Here is a 21453-nt window from a genome sequence, read left to right as displayed (position 1 = left end):
TTAGTGTATTCAAAGATAGCTACTTCATGAAGGGGATTCTATGACCTAAGTCACCTTATAAAATTGCTTTGATTTTCTCCTTGACTCCTTTTTTTAGGCGGTAGGTAATCAGGCGCTTGTCTTCTGTCGAAGCGGTACGTTCAATCGCGTTTTTGATATTGTAGTAGAAGGCCAACTTCTCATTGACCTGTTTAATGGTCACGAAACGAATGCGACGCTGATTCTCTTGTGATTTATTGGCGCAATCTAAGATTTCATTGAGTTCGTTGGTCGGAATATAATTATCCCCCGATTCGACCAATGCCTTGAGTAATTTGCGTTCTAATTCGTCGAAGCTAGGCTCAATCTTTCGTTTTCTCGTATATACCCAAAAAATAATCCCAAATAAAATCAACAGTCCAGCTCCGCCTAGGTAATAAGGACTGTAGTCGGGCTCGTAAAATCGCCCCATGTAGGTGGACTTTTTCAGTAGTTCATTAACGGGTATAACAGAGAGTGGTCCTCGGTGGGCAAAGTGAAAGTATTTGATCGTATCGCCGCTGACAAAATGATCCCCACTCGATTCGAAGTAAGTGGAATTATCTTTATACAGATAGACTTCATTTTTTTTAGGATCAATGATGTAGGCACGATCACGTGCTAAATGAACAAAATGAGTCCCATTCCAGAAGATGGCTCGATGCTCCTTCAGCGGTAGGGCGGATGAAATATTTCCCAAAATTTCCCAAGATTTGGTGGCGAAATTAAAGCGTTGAATTTCCCGTGGGTAACTTAGTTTTTCGTCCTCTAAAAAGTTTTTATGTATGGATCCGCCCGAATAAAATGCATCCTCGGAGGCTGAGTATCCCAAAAAACCTGACGATATCATTTCGGGGCCTAGATTTTTAGGTCGGAGTAATTCCCATTCTTTACTAACCTTCTCGTCGAAATAAGTGATGTGCTTATTGTAGGACCAAAACCCCTCTCCACCGATGGAATACAAGGTGTTTTTACGGATAAAGCGTATCGCACCAAAATTGTATCCACTGTGCAATGTGCGGTCTACGCGTTTGAGCGTGGCAGTCTGGGTGTCAAAATCATATACCAGCCCTGTTCCCTGAATGACTAAGCGGATCGTATTTTTTGAGATGAAAAAATAATCTGCATGATTGGGTTTGGCTACCAATGTGGTAAAATCTTGCTCATCGATCAATATCGGACGAATCATTGCCCAAGCGTCAGAGCTTACTTCCTGCTCAAATTGTCTTGTATCTAAATTGATTCGTTGGCGTAAATTTTGATGAGGAGGTAGCCAGTTGATTACGTGTTCAAGTGCAAAACCAGAGGAATAAATTCCCAATAAGCAAAAAAGTAGGATGCGCTGAAAGTATGTTTTCACGTAAAATAATTAATGGAACAAAAATAGAAAATATGATTAAGAAACAACTCAAACCCGTAGGATGAATTTCTTGAAATAACGCGAATAACATTTTTTTATCAAGCTATTTCGTCACGAGAGGCTAACTTTAGTTTATATAAATCTTCTCTTTTCTCATTTATGAAAAAAGTTTTTTACCTTTTTATAGGCTTTTGGCTGAGTGCTTGCACCAAAGAAATCCTTACCCACAAACTCAGCACGGATGCAAGTCCCTTGAACGGGGGTAGCGTTACGCCCCCAAGTAATTCATTTGAGCATGGCCAACAAGTTTCTTTGAATGCCACGCCAAACGGTGAATATGTTTTCAAAAATTGGCAGGGATCGCTAAGTGGAACAACGAATCCGACGAGCCTGTTGATGGATGCCGACAAGCAAGTCACGGGCGTTTTTGAGAAAAGACAATACCCCTTAAACCTGACGATTGAAGGAAATGGAACGGTGAAGGAAGAGGTGATTGCCGTGGCCAATCAGGCGCAATATCCGTCTGGGACTACGGTTAAATTGACAGGCAGGGCGAACCCAGGTTCAATTTTTAGTGAGTGGAAGGGGGATAAAACGGGGACAGATTCGGTGTTAACTATTTTAGTTTCCAAACCCTTTTCATTGGTGGCTAAGTTTATGGATAAGCCTTTAATTCCTGCCATAAATACTGATTTGTTTCCAAATTTGAATTGGAACGATCATGCAGCCGGTAAGAATGCTCCCTATGATTTCAATAATGATCAAATTCCTGATATTGTTTCCTATCGTCGTGTTTCTGAGAAGTCTATCCTCCCATCAATTTTTGAGATAAAAGATTATACGGGTACAAGTATATTTTCATTTGATCTAAAAGCTTTCAAACCTGCCGCTAGAGATTCTTTGCAACATATCATGGTCGATTATCAGGATTTGAATAATGATGGATTTTATGATTTTGGACTATCTTACATGGGCGAGTGGTGGACGGGCCAACCAGGGGCACCGGGAAGTAAGGCAAATTACATTGGGAATAATATCTACCTATTATTGTCAAAAGGTAAGTTTCAATTTGATGTGATTGAAATATTAGATGAGCCCAATAAGCCTTTATCATTTAATATTTCTCTTTTTGATTGGGATTTCGACGGGAAACAAGATGTGCTTTTATCAGATTATAATCATGGCGATTACCTAAAAAATCTGGGAAATAATCGTTTTGAGAGACGCAAATTAGGCCCTCCTCTGTTTAATCAATCCGTTTCAAATAAATTGGATTTTGATGGCGACGGTTTGTTAGATTATGTCAATTTGTATATCAATCAAATTGATGAGAATGGAAATTACACTTCAAAAGATATGTCCCAAACGCTCAGTGTTATGAATAGCAAGGGTGTGTCAAATTTCCCTGTCGTAGGTAAAACGCTTAAAAAATATATTTACATGACCGGTGATATCATTTCAGTGGAGCGTATTGCCATGGTTGATGGGGATGGTGATGGAGACAAAGACCTTATCGTTGGAAGCTGTGAAGTGAAACCGAATTCTCCCTGGTATTATTTGCAGGAGTATTTTGAAAATACAGGTAAGCAATTTGAATACCGTCCTAACTACATCGAAATTGATAAAAAGCTAATTGGGGAATTGCAGGTTTGGACTGGGGATGTTGACAAAGATGGTGATGTGGATTTGTTTTATCCTACCTATCGAAAAAGTCAATTAAATGGTGTTAATGGGGCTTATTTTTGGTGGGAGAATACCAAAAAGGGCTTTAAAATAAATAAGGATTTTTATTTGAAATACTAATGAAGAAAATCATTCTAACGAGCCTCTCTATTTGCTTATTCTCCTGTACCAAAGAAATCCTCACGCACAAACTCAGCACGGATGCAAGTCCCTTGAATGGGGGTAGCGTTACGCCCCCCAGTAATTCCTTTGAACATGGCCAGCAGGTTTCTTTGACTGCCACGCCAAACGGTGAATATGTTTTCAAAAATTGGCTAGGGGCCCTGAGTGGAACGACGAATCCCACGAGCCTATTGATGGATGCCGACAAGCAAGTCACGGGCGTTTTTGAGAAAAGACAATATCCCTTGAACCTGACGATTGAAGGAAATGGGACAGTGAAGGAAGAGGTGGTCGCCATGGCAAGTCAGGCGCAATATCCGTCGGGAACATCGGTTCGTTTGACGGCACAGTCAAGTGAAGGTTGGATATTTGGAAATTGGAAAGGGGATAATACGAGTAAAATTAACCCTTTGGAAATCATTATAAATAAACCGTTGAATTTAACGGCTCAATTCAAACCAATTCCTTTTGATTACCTGAAACCCTCATATGAATTAAGACGAAATACTCAATGGCTTGATTACTATGAAATTCCCAAGCAAAATCAAGTCGATGTAATGTCACCTGGGGGTAAATCCTATTTGGGTGGCGTAGCTATGGCTGATTTTAATGTTGACGGGTATTTGGATGTTGTCATGGCGCCTGGGATTAATCGAAATCAACGAATACCGATTGAAATGTATTTATTTGACCCTTCGAGTAATTCCTTTAAACTAAATCGAGATGTAGTTTTATCGAATACTGGGACTGATTCAATTATAAAAACGTTGATTGGTGATTTTAATGGTGATCAAATTCCTGATGTGTTTTTTGCAGATTCGGGATCTGAATATGGTCCTATGCCCGTAGGCGGTTGGCCCGGCGAATACCTCAGTATCGCGCTGAGTGACAAGCAAGGAAAGTTTAACTTTCAAATTCTTACCCAATTTCCTAAAAACTTTTATCATGGCGCATGTTCAGGAGATTTTGATCGCGATGGGGACTTGGATATATTTTTACCTGCAGATTGTTCTTTTTTAATCAATGATGGGAAGGCAAATTTTATTCGCTCGTTAGAAATCTTTACCTCCCCTGTGAAGGCGATTATTTCATGTGAAATGTTGGACGTTGATAAAGATGGCTTTTTGGATTTGGTTGTAGGTGGACAGAATACTTATGCCGACCTAAGGGGCTTTATTGACGCAAATCGAATCTATTGGGGAAATGGAAAAAACTTTGACAAAAATCGTTCATTGGCCTTACCCGAACTGAAAGGTTGGGATTTAACGCTTGATATCGGTATGATTGATTTAAATCAAGATTCTAAGGACGAGCTTATTTTATTGCGTACAGGAGATAGTTCTGGAAATGGTCCACAATTCTATATGGGCTATTACCTGCAAATTTTATCAGGGGATAAAAATGCTTATAAAGATGTGACTTCCGACTTAGTAAATGTCTATACAAGTTCGGTCGGTCGTAACATCCCAAGTATTGTTGTTGGCGATATTAATCGGAATGGTTTAATCGATATCGTCCATCCAGATAAAGGGACATCTTATGGATCTCCCAATAATAAGAATTCGGCTATTTTTTGGGAGAAGAACAATGCTGGAAAGTTAATTAAATAGTTAAGGTCTTGATTATTTAAATCTTTTTAAATTCTTTTGACCATGAACAAACGCCAATTCCTCAAATCATCCCTCGGCCTCGGGCTTATGCCTTCCTTGGCCCAACTACTCGCACAACCTGCAGCGGCGGATGACGAGGCGTTTTGGGCCCAGGTTCGAAAAGCCTATCGCTTGAAACCGGATTACATTAATTTGGAAAATGGCTATTACAACATTCTTCCCGAGGAAACGCTCGAGAAGCACCTAAATCACATTCGCGAAATCAATTACCAAGGTGCCTATTACATGCGCACCACCCAATTTCCGGACCGCAAAGCCATGTCTAAACTCGTGGCCGATATCGTTCATTGTTCACCGGATGACCTTATATTAACTCGAAATACCACAGAGTCCCTCGACATGATTATCGGTGGATATCCTTGGCAAGCCGGGGACGAAGCGGTTTTTGCGATTCAGGATTATGGTGCCATGCAGGATATGTTTGCGCAGGTGGCTCGCCGACAAGCCATTGTGCTTAAAAAGATTTCCCTTCCTTTACATCCCAAAAATGACGAAGAGATTGTTGACCTATACGCATCAGCAATCACGCCCAAAACCAAATTGCTCATGGTTTGTCACATGGTCAATGTGACAGGCCAAATCCTTCCCATCCGAAAGATTTGCGATATGGCCCATGCGAAAGGCGTGGAGGTCATGGTGGACGGGGCCCATGCCGTGGCACATATAGAATTCAATCTGCCCGATCTACATTGTGATTATTACGGGGCAAGCCTTCATAAATGGTTGGCCGTTCCGCTGGGCGTCGGTATGTTGTACATCAAACCCGAACATGTCTCGAAAATTTGGCCCGTCTTTGCCGAAAACGAACAAGCCGCAAAAGGCATCGAACGCCTCAATCACCTCGGAACCAATCCTGTACACGCCCATTTAGCCGTGAAGGATGCCGTTGATTTTTACCGCCAAGTAGGACCTGCGCGCAAGGAGGCCCGACTGCGTTATTTACAGCAGTATTGGACCCGTCAAGTCCGTCATCTCCCAGGTATTTCAGTGAATACCCCCGCAGATCCCGCAAGACATGGAGCTATTGCGAATGTGGGTGTCGGCCGACTAAAACCCGCCGAACTCGCCAAACGCCTCTTAGAAGAATTTAAGATTTACACGGTAGCGATTGATGGCAATGACGTACATGGTTGCCGGATCACACCCAATGTCTTCACAAGTACCGCGGAATTAGACCAATTGGTTCGTGCGCTGAAGGCTTTGGCCTAATAAAAAGGCAGCTCTTTCGAACTGCCTTTGAATTGATTATTTCCCTTTCTTTTGGGCGGCCATCCATTCCATGATGCTGACCGGTTTGCCGTTGATTCGAACTGCGGATCCATCCAGATCCGTGCGCGGTAGATTCTCATGCAAATAAACCCAAGACCAGTGTCCATTGTATTGGAATCCTGACCCTCCATAAAAATTGGTGATGTCATTCACATGATCGTAATAGGTGAAGTGAACATTTTTTGCTCCCATGCCACGAAGGCGATTAAATACCGGCACCACGGTCAAATCTGGGATCGTTGTCATGTCGTCCTTTGCATGCACAAACCAGATGGGTACATGTTTGATTTTCTGTAAATCCGCATCCGCAATGTATTCAGAACGATACGCTAAGGCGCTGATGTATCCCGCTGCGAAGTAATCCGGGTATAATAAAATCAATTTCAAGGCCATGTAACCTCCGTTTGAGCAGCCGCCAACATAAATACGAGTCGGGTCGATTTGTGGGTTGGATTTCACATAGTCCTTAATCAAGGCCATCAAACCTTCGTTGTAGATGTCATTATCTTTTCCTTGCGTGCCTACGCCTTGCGTATTGTGCATCCAGGCACCTGGACATTGAGGGGATAACACATAGGCCCCATCAAATAAGGCCTGTATTGCCGGAGAGGCATAATTTGCCGCCTTGTTTCCCAAAAGCGGGATGATTGGGTCTGTTCCCCCTTCACCTCCGCCGTGCAACCAGATGATTAAGGGTGCCTTTTCTTTCGCCACTTTCGGGCTAAAGGTCGCGTAGGACATGGTTAATTTTTCATTGTAGGTGAACTTCTTGGTCAAATCGAATTGGTCCACCAAAGGCATGATTTTGCCCGTCGGGGTATCCCAAATTTGTTGGCTTTTCGGATGCAAGACCGTCATGGAATAATCTACCCAAACATTTCCTTTGCCACGGAAATATTGAATCGGGGAGGAGAGTGGCATTTGAGGTCCTACGGCTAAAACGAGCGTGATGTTTTTGCCTGTCTTAACGCGATTTCCTTGTTCATCGGAAATGTATGCTGTCACAATTTCGCGTTTATTCTGATCGTCATTGATCGCACCCAAGGATGATTTTCGAGATGCGAATACCTGAAATTCGGATGGGTTTACTTTAGACGTTGTGTCTGATAATTGCAGGATGACTTTGTTGACGCCGGCACCCCAATCGAAACCCTCAACGACCATTTTGTAGGTACCTGTGGGTTTGGCATAGGCGAATAATCCTATCAGGGAAAATAGGAGGCATAAGGTAATTTTTTTCATTGTTGTTTAGATTTAGGTAAAGACCAACAATGATAGTATTTAATACAGATTAATCAAAAAAAAGCCCGCGATTCGCGGGCTTAAATTAAAAGACTTGATTGACCGTGACGATCAGCGAGGGAACGGCTGGTCGGGAAGGGGATGTGGTCGCCGGTGAGAACGCCAGGTAAACCTGTGGGTTGCTGACGCTCCACATGAGTTGGACTTCATCTCCCGCTGCCAGGTTTTGGAAGAAATTCCAAGAAGCTACAAACGCGGCTGTATTTACTCCCCCGGAAATAATCAGGTTTGTTGCCGAAGCGGGTACATCCTGTCCATTTTTGCGTAGCCAAATTTTCACCGATTGCGCGGCTGTTCCTGAACTCCGATCGATTTGAGCGGAGAATTGAATGTTGTAAACGCCGGCATTCGTAAATCTTAATTGCGAATTATTTTGCACGGAGACATTGGAAGAGAAATCGGTATTGCTCAATGTCATGGCTGTGGCCGAATCGGCTGCCACGGCGATTTGATTGCTTAAATCAAAGAAGCTGCCGTACGCCGCAGTTCCAAAGGCTCCTGTTCCGTTTCCGCGGATTAAACCGGTAATGCTGCTCACGCCCGTTCCTCCATTGGCCACGGCAATATTGCCTGTCAATTTGGATGCTTGTAAGGAGGCGATTTTGGCATCCGTCACATTCGCATCTAAAATCTTAGCCGTTGTGATTGAACTGTCCGCGATGGCGCTTGATCGAATCGCATTGGCGGCAATCCGTGGGCTGGTTGCTGTACCTGTTAAATCGCCGGCTAATTGAATACGACCCAATTGGACCGTTGTGGCATTCGGAGTTGTTTGCGCATCGATGTAAGTTTTAACCGCCCGCTGTGTAGGGTAAAGGGTATCACTCGCAGCCACCCCGCCCAGGGTGATGGCCGTGCTCCGATTGGCAATGTTTTCTTTTAAGTCCAATTTGGGTACGGTGGGTGCCGTGGAGGTCCCCGATAAATCGCCTGCTAGTTGGATTTTCCCTTGGATAAGCGTAGTTGCCTCAGGGGTAGTTTGTGCATCGATGTAGGTCTTCACCGCTTTTTGTGTCGGATACAATTCATCGCTGGGTGCGCTAGCACCTAAGTTGACCGCCGTCGATTTGTTGGCCACATTCTCCTTTAAGATCAATCCTGGAACCGTTGGCGCGGAGGCAGTCCCCGCCAAATCACCGGCCAGTTGAACCTTCCCTTGAATTAAGGTCGTCGCTTCGGGGGTTGTTTGGGCGTCGACATACGTCTTAACAGCCTTCTGTGTGGGAAACAAAACATCGCTTGTATTAGCGGCGCCTAAATTGGCCGCAGCACTTTTGTTGGCCGTATTTTCTTTCAACAATAATCCGGGTACGGTGGGGGCGTTGGCGCCTCCCGACAAATCACCGGCTAATCTAACTTTACCTAATTGTACCGTGGATGCCTCCGGGGTTGTTTGAGCATCTACGTAGGCTTTAACAGCACGTTGACTCGGATATGCGGCATCGGATGAATTCGCGCCGCCCAAACGGGTGTCTGGAGATTTGTTTTGGAATCGTTCGTAGACAAATGGAATGTTTGAAATCGTCGTATTGAATTCGCTTCCTTGTGTGGTTAATTGGTCTAAACGGCGATTTTGGATGTCGTTTAGCGTATTGATGTCGGTGATCGACTGATTGATGATGGCCACTTGGGAAGTCGTCTGGGAATTCGTCGTCAAGATGCCTTGAATATCCTGCTTGTTTTTGGTGATATCGGCCTTTAGGGGGTCCAAATCCTTGATTTTGGCTACCTGAATATCGTCCGTAAATTGAGATAGTTTGGTGGGTGCCGAGCGAACATTTTGGTAATCTACGTTTTCCGCGTACAAGGCATAAGCCGAATAGGTCAGGCTTTGTGTGCTTGCGGTTACGAAGGTTTTTCCTTGGTCAAAACTCACGTCGACCTTGAGTTTTTTGGCATTGGCATCCCAAATGACCGCATCAAAGGTGTTATATTTTGCCGGGGCCGTCGGGATTTTGCTACCTGCTCCAATGTTTAGATTGACTAAGCCATAGGCATCCGTCTTGGTACATTGCACCTCTTGGTATTCCAATTGGTCCGTTTTGCTTAGTAAACTAAACTTGATGCAAACATCTCCGGAACCATAGGGAAGATTCGAAACCGAATTTCCAGGAACATCCAAGGGGTTGGGATTGATGATGACGGCTTGATAATTGAGGCTTTTGGTTTGGGCGACACCCGTAAATGCCAAAAGGATGAATGCGATGATGCGTAAATTCGATGACATGCTTATGGGTTGATTTTAACGCCTAATGAAAAAGTGTTTGGTAAATAACGCAGGTGATTAACCGGATAATCGGGCTCTTTGACCGAGCTAAGGGATTGAAATTTCACAAAACCACTAACGAACTTGCTCAGGTGATGGACCAAGGCGATGGAATATCCGGAGTAAATACGGATTTTAGTGAATTGAGGTTGCTCGTCCAAGGTCATGTATTGATTATCAATCAATTGATTTCCGTTCCACATTTTAGCTACCGATACGATACCTTTAATGTCGAGGGATACGGCTTGGTTGATCGGTATTTCAGGGCCAATTTCACCGATCATACCGATGTGGTCGGTTTGATAATTGAGTGCTAAACCTTGCGTCGTACCCACGGAATTATATTGATTGTAAGTAAATCCGAATGCATATTTAATTTTGGGGATGAAGAGCGGATTGTCGTCTTTTTCGGTGTGACCAAGCAAATTGGAGATCTTCCAAAGTACGTTTTCGCGTTTCAGTTGGACGTGGAGACCGGTGCTGGGTTTGAGGTAATCGACGATGACGCCGTTGAGATTTTGGTATTGGTATTGGGTGGCGTTTCCGCCGACTTCAAATACCAATTCTTGCGCATTCGCTTGATTAACAATAAGGCAAGCGAGCATTAGGAAAAGTATCCGCATGAATGTGTTATAACGTTTAACGAAGATACAAAATTTATTTGTGCCCTAGGCCTCTCTACCCGATGATTTTCCGGCAATGTATCCGGTTGTCCATGCCGCCTGAAAATTAAATCCTCCGGTTATCCCATCGATATCAAGCACTTCGCCGGCAAAATAAAGTCCTGAGACTTTTTTACTTTGCATCGTGTTGACATCAATTTCCGCAAGGTCGATTCCGCCCGCTGTGACAAATTCCTCTTTGAAGGTGGTTTTGCCTTGTACTTCGTATCGGTCGTTGATGAGCGTATTAATGAGTTTATTGGCGTTTTTGCCTACTAAATCGACCCAACGAAGGTCGGGTTGGATGCCATTTTTCTCCAACAAATACATCCACAATCGACTGGGCATTGGAAAGGGGTTGTGATTTTGGAGCATTTTAGCACCATGTGCCTTTTGGATTTCGCTGAATTGAAGTCGGAGAGACTCTTCCTTCATCTCATCAAGCCAATTGACGAGTACTGCCCCCGTATATTCTTTTTCAGCCAAGATTCGGGCTCCCCAGGCGGACAATTGAAGAATGGCCGGACCACTCATGCCCCAATGGGTGATGAGGAGTGGGCCGATGCCTATCAGCTTTTGTCCTTCGATGCGTACGCGCGCCTTTTCCACCACTAAACCCATGAGGGCTTTGATGGGTTCCTTTGGCATATTGAAGGTAAAAAGGGACGGGACGGGTGGAATGATATTCAAACCAAAAGATTCAATGCCTGCAAACCAGGTCGATTTCGGTTGGCCCCCCACGGTGATAATGATGCGATCCGCTTTTTTGATCCCTTGATTGGTGTTGATTTCGAATCCTGTTTTGGTTTGTCGGATTTGCTCGACACTGTGGTTAGTCAGCAGTTCAATATTCAATTTTCGGGCTTCTTGTAGGAAGCAATCGATGATGCTTTGGGACTCGTTGGAAAGCGGAAAGATGCAATGATCTGGATAGGTTTTCAGGGCAACGCCGCGCGATTCAAACCAATTTACGGTGGATTGGGCATCGAATTGTTCGAAGGCTTTCCGAAGGAATTTTTCACCACGCGGATATCTTTCGGATAAGATACGGTTGTTAAAGGTCGCATTGGTGACATTACAGCGTCCGCCACCGGAAATCTTCACTTTACCCAGGAATTTGCTTGTCTTTTCCAAGATGCAAACCTGTGCTTGGGGAAAATGTTCTTTGGCGGAGAGGGCAGCAAAAAATCCGGCTGCACCCCCACCGATGATGGTGATATTCAAGGTAATGTGTGCTAATGAACTGCAAGATACGGAGGCTTGCGGCAAAATTATATTATTTTGAAGGAATGATTAGAGTGACAACAGAAGATTTAGGAATCCGTATACGCCCATTTTTAATGTTTGCATAAGTCAAATTTTTATCCTCGCTCGTCGTATAGGTCTTGGCGTTATTGAAGCTTGTGTTAATTTGAAATTCCTCTCCGGTATTCACGATGACGAACACGATCGACCTATCATCTTTAAATCCGGAAATGTAAGTGTTTGCTCGATTTAAATTTACGTCGATTCTTTTCATACCCGGACGTATAAAGCGGGCATAATTTCCCAGGGCCCACAGCGTTTTCGAATCATGAAGATCTGCATCGAATTTATTGCCATCATTTTCACCTTTATTCGTGCCATTGAAGGTGTAAATTAATCCGTCCTTGTAGTCGTTGGCACTGACGGCCAACCACCAGCTCCAGGATGTCGCCTGGGCAAGCGTCAGATCCGCATGGATGACCTTGGCTATGTAAAGAGCGGTCTTCATGCCTAAGTCTACGCCATTGCCATTGATTTCTCCTGCATTATCGCCCAAGATACAGTATTCCGATTGCCAAAAGTCGACGCCTGTTTCACGGGCTTTTTCAGCCACGCTTTTGCGAGTTTCAACCAATCGGTTTTCGGGTGAGGTGGTAAAATAACTATGACCACTGATGATGGGAGCTACTTCTTTTACATCCCCCAGGTAGTCGGGTGCCTCTTTTCCAAAGAAGTTTTCGAACTGATTGTCTTGATTTGGGCGATTGCTTTTTGAATCGGTCAAATAGTTCAATTGCCCTGCTTCGGGTATCACGATTTTGGTGTTGCCTATTTTTTCGGCCAATTTTCTTGTCGCCCAGGCCAGATCCGAATTGTTGATCGGAGTACCTTCCTGTGAAGCCTCGCCTGATTTTCCTGGTCCCCAATCCCATTGGGGTTCATTAAATGGACTGATGTAATCGAATTGAAAATGCTTGGATACCGTAGCAACAAACGATGTCCAGTCATCGATTTTTGCTTTGTTGAAATTCCAGTCGGCCAATTTTCCACTACCAAAGGCGAGCCCATTGCTCGTCATTTGCACCGGCGAGGAATTCAAGAACCCCAAGGTATAGGGAACTCCGTATTTTTTAGCCGCCTTCAAAAACCATTGCTGTCCGATCTGCTTATTCCAGTCATACCCGCTCTCGGTAATAAAACTTTCCGCCCGTCGCCATTCCGATTTGATTTTACTTTTTTCGCCTTGTTCAGAACTCCCCGCTCCGATGTTGAAACGCCACAGCGATAATCCAATTCCTTTCGGATTTCCTTTATTATCCGTATCCAGGTTAAATAGCCATTCGGCGATTTGTTGCTTTTTGCTTTCGGGGTAGTATTTGCCGACTATGGCTATGGACCAACAGTCGGACGCCCCAAAACTATGCATCGTTTGGTAGGTCTTATTGGAATTGAATGTAATGCTTTGGCCCAAGGCGTTCAGCGTCACAAACACAAAAAAACAAGTCAGAATTTTCACCAGGTTTATCGAAAACGGGTTGAATCAATCACCAAGCAGAGTCCTGCCTGAAAGACCACCAAGGCTCCCGTTCCATACCAAAACCATTCGCCGCCTTGCGATTTGCTAATACCCGCATCGATGGCCATGGAAAGTCCGCTTCCCGTTAATAACAAGCCGGATACTGCTTGAATGATCCAGCGTTTTGTTGATTTAGTTGACATGTTTGATTGCTTTTAGAAGTTCATCATAAGCCCCTTTTCGCTGATAATTTTCATCGAAAAGCAGCGGATATTCTTTGGGTCTCTTGAAATATCCTCGCAACCAAGTGTCTTGGTCGCCCACATTCCAAAACGTGATTCCATATTGTTGGGAACTTGGTATTTGTTGATAAGTCTTAAACAGGAGATTAAATTTAGCGATTTGCGCTTTTTTCGCCGTTTCATCATAAACAAATTCCGCTTGATTTTTCGGGTTCACCGCGATGTCCAGTTCGGAAAAATGGATCTTCAGACCTGTCGCGACCGATTGTTTGATGACCTTTTGGAGTTCCTCGTCCTTTGAATCGATGTTGATATGCATTTGTAAGCCAAGCCCATGAATCGGAATGTTTCGCGCTTTTAAATCCTTGACCATGTCTAGAATAGCCTGCATTTTTTTCGGCTTGCCATCTTGCCCATAATCATTGTAAAAGAGAACGGCATCGGGGTCGGCTTCATGCGCCCATTGAAAACTCTTCGCGATGTAATCCGGAATATGCTCCGCCCAAATCGAGGGACGTAAACTTCCATCATCCAAGAAGGATTCATTCACAACATCCCATCCGGCTACTTTACCCTTGTAATGTTTAGCCACTTCCTGAACATGGTTTTTGAGCATTGCTTCCCAGGCCTGCGCGTCTCCTTGGAATTCCTTCATCCAAGTCGGCACCTGATTATGCCAAACAAGCGTGTGGCCATGAACTCTTTTTTTGTTTGCCATTGCATAGTTGACGATTTCATCCCCCTTCGAAAAATTGAATCGATTTTGTTCCGGATGAACCATCATCATTTTCATGTGATTCTCGGCGGTCACGGAATTGAATTCGCTAATCGCTCGAGAACGGTAGTTGGGCATATTCTCCAATAAGCGTGGATTCAACGATGCCCCCAAGGGAAAATGGATTTGGTCTTTTAAATATTGTTCTTGTCCCCTGGAAATTAGGGTCATGAACAAGCTAAGGGCAAGCAGGATGTTTTTCATAGCATAGGTCTTTCCGCAAGATAGAGATAATTGGGAAAAAGCTTGAAAGTCTGTGTCGGCTTTTGAGATAACAATTTGCTATTCTTTAACTTCTTGTTCAATGATATCAATTAAATTTTGGCCCTCTTTTTTGAGTTTCTCTTCAAAGTACATGACGACATAATTGCTTTTATCCATGGAGAAAAAATGAGACATCATGATGTTTAATTTTTGAGGTTCTTCGCTCATTAAGGGTGGGTTTTGCCGGGGCATCAGGTTTGATTGATAATTACTTACATTTCCTCCAGCATATTTCATTAATACGTTCACATCAAATATTTCGGCATTGGCTTTTGTATATTCTCGGAGGTAATTCATTTCGCCTTCTTGGAATTTTTCGATGGCAGCAATCGAGTTTTCATAATGTTGGATAGCTTGAATGATCTCGGGATTATGAATGAGTCGAAGCCCACCTGCATTTCGCATCAATTGAAACCCGGCATCTGTTCGCTCAAAAAGATAACGAACATGTAATCGTCGTCCATTGTAATAAAAAGGACCTGTATCCTTCTTGTATTCATCATTTTGATAACTCGTTGCGAATTGTCGGCAAATTTTGGCTCGAATATTTCGGTAATATAAATTGGAGTCGACCATTTGCTTGTCCATTCGCAGATCCTTAACGATCAATTGGAGAAATTCTTTTTCCCGCTGGCGTTCAATAAAATGTTCTCGATAGTTCTCTACAAAAAATCCAAGTGTGACGGCTAGAAAGAGCATTAGGAATTCAGATGCGTATTCCTTCCATGTTTTGGGAGCGTGGTGTGGGTGATGTACTTCCATGGTGAAATAGTAAGTAGGCCATTTAGGCCTACTTATGTTAAAATTATTTTGATGATAAATCGGGCTGGAAAGTCATGTACACCGTCTCATTCTCCACGATGTAATTACGCATAATCGCGATGTCACGCTCGTAAGAACCCTTGCCATAAATCTCCTCGTAGGATGCTTTCAATTTGGATGGCTCATCCAATTCTTTCCATCCATTCGGAAAACGGCGAGAAAAGATCAGACGGGCAGCTCCAGAAGTTTGGTACGTCGCGATTTTTATTCCTGCTTTATCCCATGCCTTTGGAAGGCGTTTGATGACATCCCAAAATTCCTGTGCAGGCGCATATTTTAAGGTCAATAAATTGGAGCGGATTTTCGCTGAACGCTCACTTGGGCTGGAGTTGCTGTAATCGGCTTGATAGGTAATGATGTCTCCGCCAGTGATACCCTCTAAATGGGGAGAAACTTTGAGGTAGAAATCATTGGCTGCCTCTGAGTTATTTAATAAAGAACCCATTTCATCGCGTTGTGCCCAAGAGGTGCCTACATTGTAAAGTGCCATGACCTCATTGTGGTGGCTTCCGCCGGAAAGGTTAAAGAAGGACCAAGCGTACGGAGTTCCTACTTTACGGAATTTCTCCGTATGTGCTTTCATGGCTTCATTGAACGCGCCACGGTGACCCGGCTTGATTTTGTAGTACTGAAAATTAGCGGTATTCGCTTGTCCGAGTACGGATCCTGCCCAAAGGCATGCGATGCTTAGAATAATTAGTTTTTTCATAAAAAATGATGGGTTTGGTTTGATGCCTGAAAATTACGTTTCCTAAATGACTGACATGAAAATTCGGGAAGCTACTTTGTCTTGTTTTCTACAAAATTTGTCTATATTTCCCTTAGACATTCTATAAAAGCATACCAGGCCATGTTCGATTTTGTTCCTTATCTTTCTTTTCTCACGAGCGGAATCGGTCTGTTTTTCATCTTTTACTTGTTGGTTCGCTTTGGACACATCAAGAAAGTTTACGGATTGATCTTTGTCATTTTCGCCTTGGTCTTTTTGGAGTTTTACATCTATGCCTTGACTTCAAAGCATATTTATAAAATGGTATTTATCCTTCGAACACCGAATATACTGCGCGCTTTCTTACCTATCTCCTTGTTTTTTTACGTGCAAAGTATGCTGCATCCGAATCGCCCGATTCGACGTATCCAATATTTGCATTGGATTTTTCCACTGGGGGTATTGATTGGGATTATGCCTGATTTATTGCTTTCGGCTCCGGAAAAGGTAGCTATTTTAGATGCCTATTATGCGCATAATAACTCGTTTATCAGTACACCTTCGGGTTGGATTCCTGCGGGTTTTGTGCAACCCGTCTCGATCATCGTCGGAATTACGTATGGTTTTTGGTCGCTATTGAAGATTTTTCAGGCCAAAAGGAATTTAGGAGAACGCTTTGCCTATGTGAACCGACAAACCTTGATTTGGCTGAATTTATTAAGCGGAGCGCTGACGGTTTATTTCTTGTTGCAGTTTTATCAATACATCAACTTGTTTTTAAACCATACCTTCGATCCGCCCTCGCAGGTCATCAAATGCATCGTGGGAATTGGTTTGTTTGCGTATTTCATTTCGACGCCCAATGTCCTCGAGAACATGGATGGGTGTATTTTGGAGTCGGACGAAATACCGGGTGAAAATGAGCCCATTTTACCGAGTTTATTGGAGGTTCATTCCCATGATAAGCTAGCGAAACGATTTGATGAGATGTTGAAGGGCCAACAAGTTTATTTGAACCCCGAATGCGATTTGTCGAGCATGGGGAAATCCATGGATATGACGGGGGCAAAATTGTCTAAATCCATCAAGACCTATTATGGCTTGACCTTTGCTGAATTTATCAATCGATTGCGCATCCAATACTTCTTGGATCAAAGGTCGAATTTTAGTCAGTTTACGATGGAGACCTATATTTACCAAAGTGGTTTCTCTAATCGATCAACCTTTTATGCGGCATTCAAGAAATATGTGGGGGTGAATCCCAGTTTTTATTTGAAGGAGTTGAAAGCCTAAGGATTGTTCCCAAATCCTTTTTGGGAACAATTTCTTGCCTCGATCAGGTCGAATTGAATCCAGGTTTACCTAGCTTCCACCATTCAATTCATTTTAAACCCCAAAACAATGAAAAAAATTATCATGATGGTCGCTGTCGCGACAGCTTTATTTTCCTGTGGACAAAAGCAAGAAGGTGCCGTTTCAGCAGCAGATGCAAGTAAGGATCCGCTGGGAGGTACGATGATCAGTACGGATGAAAAATCACAAGCCATTCAAAAGCAGATCGAAGCCTATGCTGCGCAGGATACGAGCTATACTGCTGATGTTTATGCCGACAACATTCGTGTTTATTACCCAAGTGACACCACCGCGGACATTACGGATAAGAAGGCTTTTTTGGCTGATTTCAAAGGCCAATACAAGAACTGGAAGGATGTTAAATTTGATCGTGTTCGCGTAATTACGTTGAAATTAAATAATGGAGAAACGTGGACGAACATTTGGGGAGTGATGTTGGCTAAGGGCGCATTTACCGGTAAGGATATTTTGATTCCATTGCACCGCGCGATGCTTTGGCAAGGGGATAAAATCGTAAGCGACATCCACTTATATGATACGAAATTGATCATGGAGGAGTTGGCCGCGAGAGCTGCTGCAGAGAAGAAATAAGTTAGGGTTTATTTGAAAAAGGGAGGGCTTGAGTCCTTCCTTTTTTGTTTTTTGGACAAGCTTGATTGAATTCAAGACAAAGTTTAGGGACTTTATTGCTCGCGTCCACTCGGAAAGTTGAAAATTGGGTCATTCTTTAACCTTAAATAAATTATTACAACATGAAACGAGTTAGCCTGTTTGTATTTTCGATTTTGATGGCATTTCAATTGTCCGCGCAAACAACGGAAAAAACCTATTTTTTACTCAATGAAAGTAGAGTCTTGGACACCGACATCTACAAGAAGAATTATCCTGCCATCCGAAATTGGTGGATGGAGGCTACCAAAGGAATTAGCTATAATTTTGCTGCCCATACGTCTGAATCCGGAAGAACCTATGGAATGGTCTTTGTGCGGGGCGATGAGAATTTGGGGAAATACATCGGCCAGCGCGTAGCTTTATCCGATAAAATTGCGGTTGCCTTGAAAGCTGTCACAGATGAAAATACGGCCAACCGTTCTCAAGCGATTCAACGGTCTATTTGGCAACAATCCATCAATACCTCGGTCATGGTTGCTGATTTCAAAGTAGAGAATTATGATTTTCGTAAGATCGTTCTCTTTACTGTTCCTTTCGACAAGATGGCTGAATATGAGAAATTGATTGAGCAAGCAAATGCCGAGGATAAGGCCATTGGTATTTCGTATAACTACATTATCTATAAAGCGGTAGATGGTTATCCAAATAACACGTATATGATGATTCTTCCGGATAAATCTCGTTTGGATTACTATACACATCAAGAAGAACGAAATGCCAAGCGCAAGGGCAATGCTAAGTTGGCGGCCATCAACAAGAAAGCCAATCAATTACGCACCACCATTCGCATGGATCATTTAAGCAGAGTACCTGTCCAATAAACAGGATTTAATTCTTGGTTCTAAAAATAAATTAGCATTTTTGAGTACTTCCTAATCATTGAGTGGATACTTTATTTCACTCAATGATTCCCTTTTCAAAACTAAACCCAGCTATGAAATATTTTCAGTTTAGAATTGTTCCCTTTTGTCTTTTCATTTTAACCGTATTTACGGGATTTAGTCAAAACTTCCAGTCGCTCGATCAGTACCTGCAAAAAGAAGTACAGGCCCAAAAACTCGTTGGCGTACATGGTCTCGTCTTTCATAAAAATAAAGTTGTTTACGATAAATTCTATGGAAAGCGCGACCAAGAAAATCAGGTTCCCATGAGCGGGAAAGAGATTTATTATCTGCAATCCATGTCCAAACCTGTCATCACCGTTGCTCTCATGACTTTGTATGAGCAAGGTAAATTTCAGCTCGATGATCCGGTGGAAAACTACTTGCCCGAATTCAAGAATTTACGGGTTGTGAATGATGTTAATAAGGGCATGGCCAGTGGAAATGTAGCTGCGAATAGCAAGATGAGCATCCGCCAACTGATTAGTCATACTTCTGGGATGTCACATGGCATCACCCAAGTGAAAATGGATCGGGATATTTGGGATACTATTTTATTTGATACAAGTTTAACTACCATCCAGAAGCGAGTAGCAGCTTTGGCGAAGATTCCTTTATCCTATCAACCGGGCACGAAATGGAATTATTCCTTTGGACCTGATGTTGCCTCCCGTTTAATTGAGGTATTATCTGGTCAAACAACGGATGCTTATCTCAAGAAGACTATTTTCCAACCCTTGGGTATCAAGGAAATGGGCTATAACCTGAATCCCGAGCAGCAAAAGCGTGCCATGATTCTCTATGAATTTCAAAATGGCAAGAACTTAGTTCGCGCTCAAATGCAGCCTCAAAGTTCCGGGGTGACCGTTTTTGCCGGAGTAAATGCCCTTTGGGGTACGATGCAAGATTACTTGACTTTCGCCAAAATGCTGTATCATGAGGGTGAATTAAACGGGAAGCGCATCCTGAAAAAAGAAACGCTCGATTTGATGCGGACAGACGTGACGGCCGAAATTAGTCGCAAGCCGGATCAAAGCTCACGGATTTATAAAATAGCCAATGGGATTTCATTGGATGAAGATGGGAGTACGAACCTAGAACCGGGTTATGGATTCGGTTTGGGATTTGGGATTTTAGTTAATCCAGCGGTGGCCAATAAAACGAATGTCTCAGCTGGCGAATATTTCTGGAGTGGAGCGAATTCCACCCACTTTTTTGTCAATCCCAAAGATGATGTCATTGGTATTTTCATGACGCAGATTGGGGCCTTAACCACTCCGAATCCCTATCAGTTTTATTTTGGGGACGAATTCCGAAAAGGAGTATATGCAGGAATAAAAAAGGCTGAAACGAAAGTCGTAAGCTTAGAGCCTGTCAAGGCGTCCGAAGTGAAAGCCTTAGGATTTGACCCAAAGGTATTGGATGATTTCCAAAAGGAAGTTGGCCGGTCGATCGATCAAAAGGAAATCGCGGGAGCTGTGACGCTCATTGCACGCAAGGGAAAAATCGTACACTTCGAGGCAAAGGGAGAGTCGCAATTGGAGACACATATCCCCATGAAAAAGGATGCCATTTTCCGTTTGGCTTCCATGACAAAACCCATTGCTACGCTGGCACTTTTACTCTTGATGGAGGATGGCAAGTGCAAGCCCAATGATCCCGTGAGTAAGTACTTGCCGGAATTCGCGTCCCAACAGGTTCTGTTGTCCAAGGACAGTGTCGATGGAATTTGGATGTACAAGACGCGAGAAGCGTCTAAACCGTTGTTGATACGTCATGTTTTGACTCATACCACGGGCCAACCGAGTGCTTATGGTGGAAATATGCCCGAAGCCTATGCGGCAATTACCAAGAATGCCTATTCCAGCGATATCGCGCACTATGTGAAGAACTTGGCTAAATTACCCTTAACCCACGAGCCGGGTGAGGGATGGATTTATGGTCCGGGGCTATTGGTGGCAGGCCGCTTGGTGGAGGAATTAAGTGGAATGCCCTTCCAGGATTATGTTCAGAAACGCATTTTAGATCCCTTGGAGATGAAGGATACGCACTTTTATTTGGAGCCAAAAGATGCCCCTCGATTTACGTCGTATTACCAACCGGATGGCAAGGGAGGCTTGGCCTTGATCGATCCAGGTTCCGAGAAGAGTATTCGAATTAGTGGGTCAAAGACTTTCTATTCGGGATCAGGAGGCTTGCATTCGACGGCGACAGATTATTTCAAGTTCTGTCAAATGGTCATTCAAGACGGTGAGTTTAATGGGGTTCGCATCGCGAAGCCCTCGACGATTGCCTACATGAAGACAGATCAGACGCCTGTGAATTTGGAGGCGGCGATTACGCCAACGGACGATTTGAAGAATAATGGATTTACCTTCGGTTATGCGATCAAGCGGAAGGATGTTGGGAGTGATCCCCGACCAGCCGGTACGATCCATTGGAGTGGAGCTACGGGTCCTATTTTCTTTATTGATTTAAAACATGAGATGGTCGCGATGGTCTTATATCAGCGTCCATCCGCATCTCCCGTCAAAATTAGGACGGAATTCAAAAACTGGGTAATGAAGAGTTTAACGAATTAA

17 protein-coding genes are annotated in these 21453 nt (G+C 43.4%); 7 read left to right on the top strand and 10 right to left on the bottom strand.

Annotated elements, in window-relative coordinates; translation table 11 throughout:
* Positions 1–55: 55 nt before the first annotated feature.
* A complete protein-coding gene (locus tag ACMH5P_RS04705; protein ID WP_459493172.1) occupies positions 56–1378 on the bottom strand; it encodes a hypothetical protein in 1323 nt (440 codons plus the stop codon).
* A gap of 159 nt (positions 1379–1537) precedes the next feature.
* Between ACMH5P_RS04705 and ACMH5P_RS04700 the strand changes: the two genes are divergently transcribed.
* Genes ACMH5P_RS04700 through ACMH5P_RS04690 form a run of 3 tightly spaced genes read left to right on the top strand, consistent with a single transcriptional unit; the run spans position 1538 to position 6102 of the window.
* Positions 1538–3181 (top strand): InlB B-repeat-containing protein, encoded by a 1644-nt coding sequence (locus ACMH5P_RS04700; protein WP_459493171.1) that lies wholly within the window; start codon positions 1538–1540, stop codon positions 3179–3181.
* Positions 3181–4833: an FG-GAP-like repeat-containing protein gene (locus tag ACMH5P_RS04695; protein ID WP_459493170.1), complete on the top strand. Its 1653-nt coding sequence runs from the start codon at positions 3181–3183 to the stop codon at positions 4831–4833. The genes ACMH5P_RS04700 and ACMH5P_RS04695 overlap by 1 nt, the downstream gene beginning before the upstream one ends.
* 42 nt (positions 4834–4875) lie before the next feature.
* Complete coding sequence (locus ACMH5P_RS04690; RefSeq protein WP_459493169.1) at positions 4876–6102, top strand: aminotransferase class V-fold PLP-dependent enzyme; 1227 nt, start codon at positions 4876–4878, stop codon at positions 6100–6102.
* Between the two features lie 36 nt (positions 6103–6138).
* On the opposite strand, the gene ACMH5P_RS04685 is transcribed toward ACMH5P_RS04690, so the two are convergent.
* The 9 genes from ACMH5P_RS04685 to ACMH5P_RS04645 form a co-directional block, all read right to left on the bottom strand.
* Positions 6139–7404 (bottom strand): prolyl oligopeptidase family serine peptidase, encoded by a 1266-nt coding sequence (locus ACMH5P_RS04685; RefSeq protein WP_459493168.1) that lies wholly within the window; start codon positions 7402–7404, stop codon positions 6139–6141.
* 85 nt (positions 7405–7489) lie between these two features.
* Positions 7490–9691: a hypothetical protein gene (locus ACMH5P_RS04680; RefSeq protein ID WP_459493167.1), complete on the bottom strand. Its 2202-nt coding sequence runs from the start codon at positions 9689–9691 to the stop codon at positions 7490–7492.
* A 2-nt stretch (positions 9692–9693) separates the two neighbouring features.
* Entirely contained in the window at positions 9694–10335 is a 642-nt protein-coding gene (locus tag ACMH5P_RS04675; protein ID WP_459493166.1) for a hypothetical protein, read from the bottom strand.
* A gap of 63 nt (positions 10336–10398) precedes the next feature.
* Complete coding sequence (locus tag ACMH5P_RS04670; RefSeq protein ID WP_459493164.1) at positions 10399–11661, bottom strand: BaiN/RdsA family NAD(P)/FAD-dependent oxidoreductase; 1263 nt, start codon at positions 11659–11661, stop codon at positions 10399–10401.
* Between the two features lie 7 nt (positions 11662–11668).
* Entirely contained in the window at positions 11669–13153 is a 1485-nt protein-coding gene (locus ACMH5P_RS04665) for a glycoside hydrolase (RefSeq protein WP_459493163.1), read from the bottom strand.
* 5 nt (positions 13154–13158) lie between these two features.
* The gene (locus ACMH5P_RS04660) at positions 13159–13356 is read right to left on the bottom strand and encodes a hypothetical protein (protein ID WP_459493161.1); all 198 of its coding nucleotides are present in this window, start codon (positions 13354–13356) and stop codon (positions 13159–13161) included.
* A complete protein-coding gene (locus ACMH5P_RS04655) occupies positions 13346–14374 on the bottom strand; it encodes an endo-1,4-beta-xylanase (RefSeq protein ID WP_459493160.1) in 1029 nt (342 codons plus the stop codon). The genes ACMH5P_RS04660 and ACMH5P_RS04655 overlap by 11 nt, the downstream gene beginning before the upstream one ends.
* A gap of 78 nt (positions 14375–14452) precedes the next feature.
* On the bottom strand, positions 14453–15196 hold the full coding sequence (locus tag ACMH5P_RS04650; RefSeq protein ID WP_459493159.1) for a hypothetical protein: 744 nt from the start codon (positions 15194–15196) through the stop codon (positions 14453–14455).
* Between the two features lie 43 nt (positions 15197–15239).
* The gene (locus ACMH5P_RS04645) at positions 15240–15965 is read right to left on the bottom strand and encodes a hypothetical protein (protein ID WP_459493158.1); all 726 of its coding nucleotides are present in this window, start codon (positions 15963–15965) and stop codon (positions 15240–15242) included.
* 141 nt (positions 15966–16106) lie between these two features.
* On the opposite strand from ACMH5P_RS04645, the gene ACMH5P_RS04640 reads away from it, so the two are divergent.
* The 4 genes from ACMH5P_RS04640 to ACMH5P_RS04625 all read left to right on the top strand — a co-directional run bounded on the left by ACMH5P_RS04640 (position 16107) and on the right by ACMH5P_RS04625 (position 21453).
* Entirely contained in the window at positions 16107–17258 is a 1152-nt protein-coding gene (locus ACMH5P_RS04640) for an AraC family transcriptional regulator (protein ID WP_459493157.1), read from the top strand.
* Between the two features lie 108 nt (positions 17259–17366).
* Positions 17367–17909, top strand: coding sequence for a nuclear transport factor 2 family protein (locus ACMH5P_RS04635; protein ID WP_459493156.1), 543 nt, complete (start codon positions 17367–17369; stop codon positions 17907–17909).
* 161 nt (positions 17910–18070) lie between these two features.
* Positions 18071–18811, top strand: coding sequence for a hypothetical protein (locus tag ACMH5P_RS04630; RefSeq protein WP_459493155.1), 741 nt, complete (start codon positions 18071–18073; stop codon positions 18809–18811).
* A gap of 113 nt (positions 18812–18924) precedes the next feature.
* Positions 18925–21453, top strand: a complete 2529-nt coding sequence (locus ACMH5P_RS04625; protein ID WP_459493154.1) for a serine hydrolase domain-containing protein — start codon at positions 18925–18927, stop codon at positions 21451–21453.

This window comes from Aquirufa sp. 5-AUSEE-100C1, from assembly GCF_054558655.1.
This window is presented reverse-complemented; position numbering and strand designations above follow the sequence as displayed.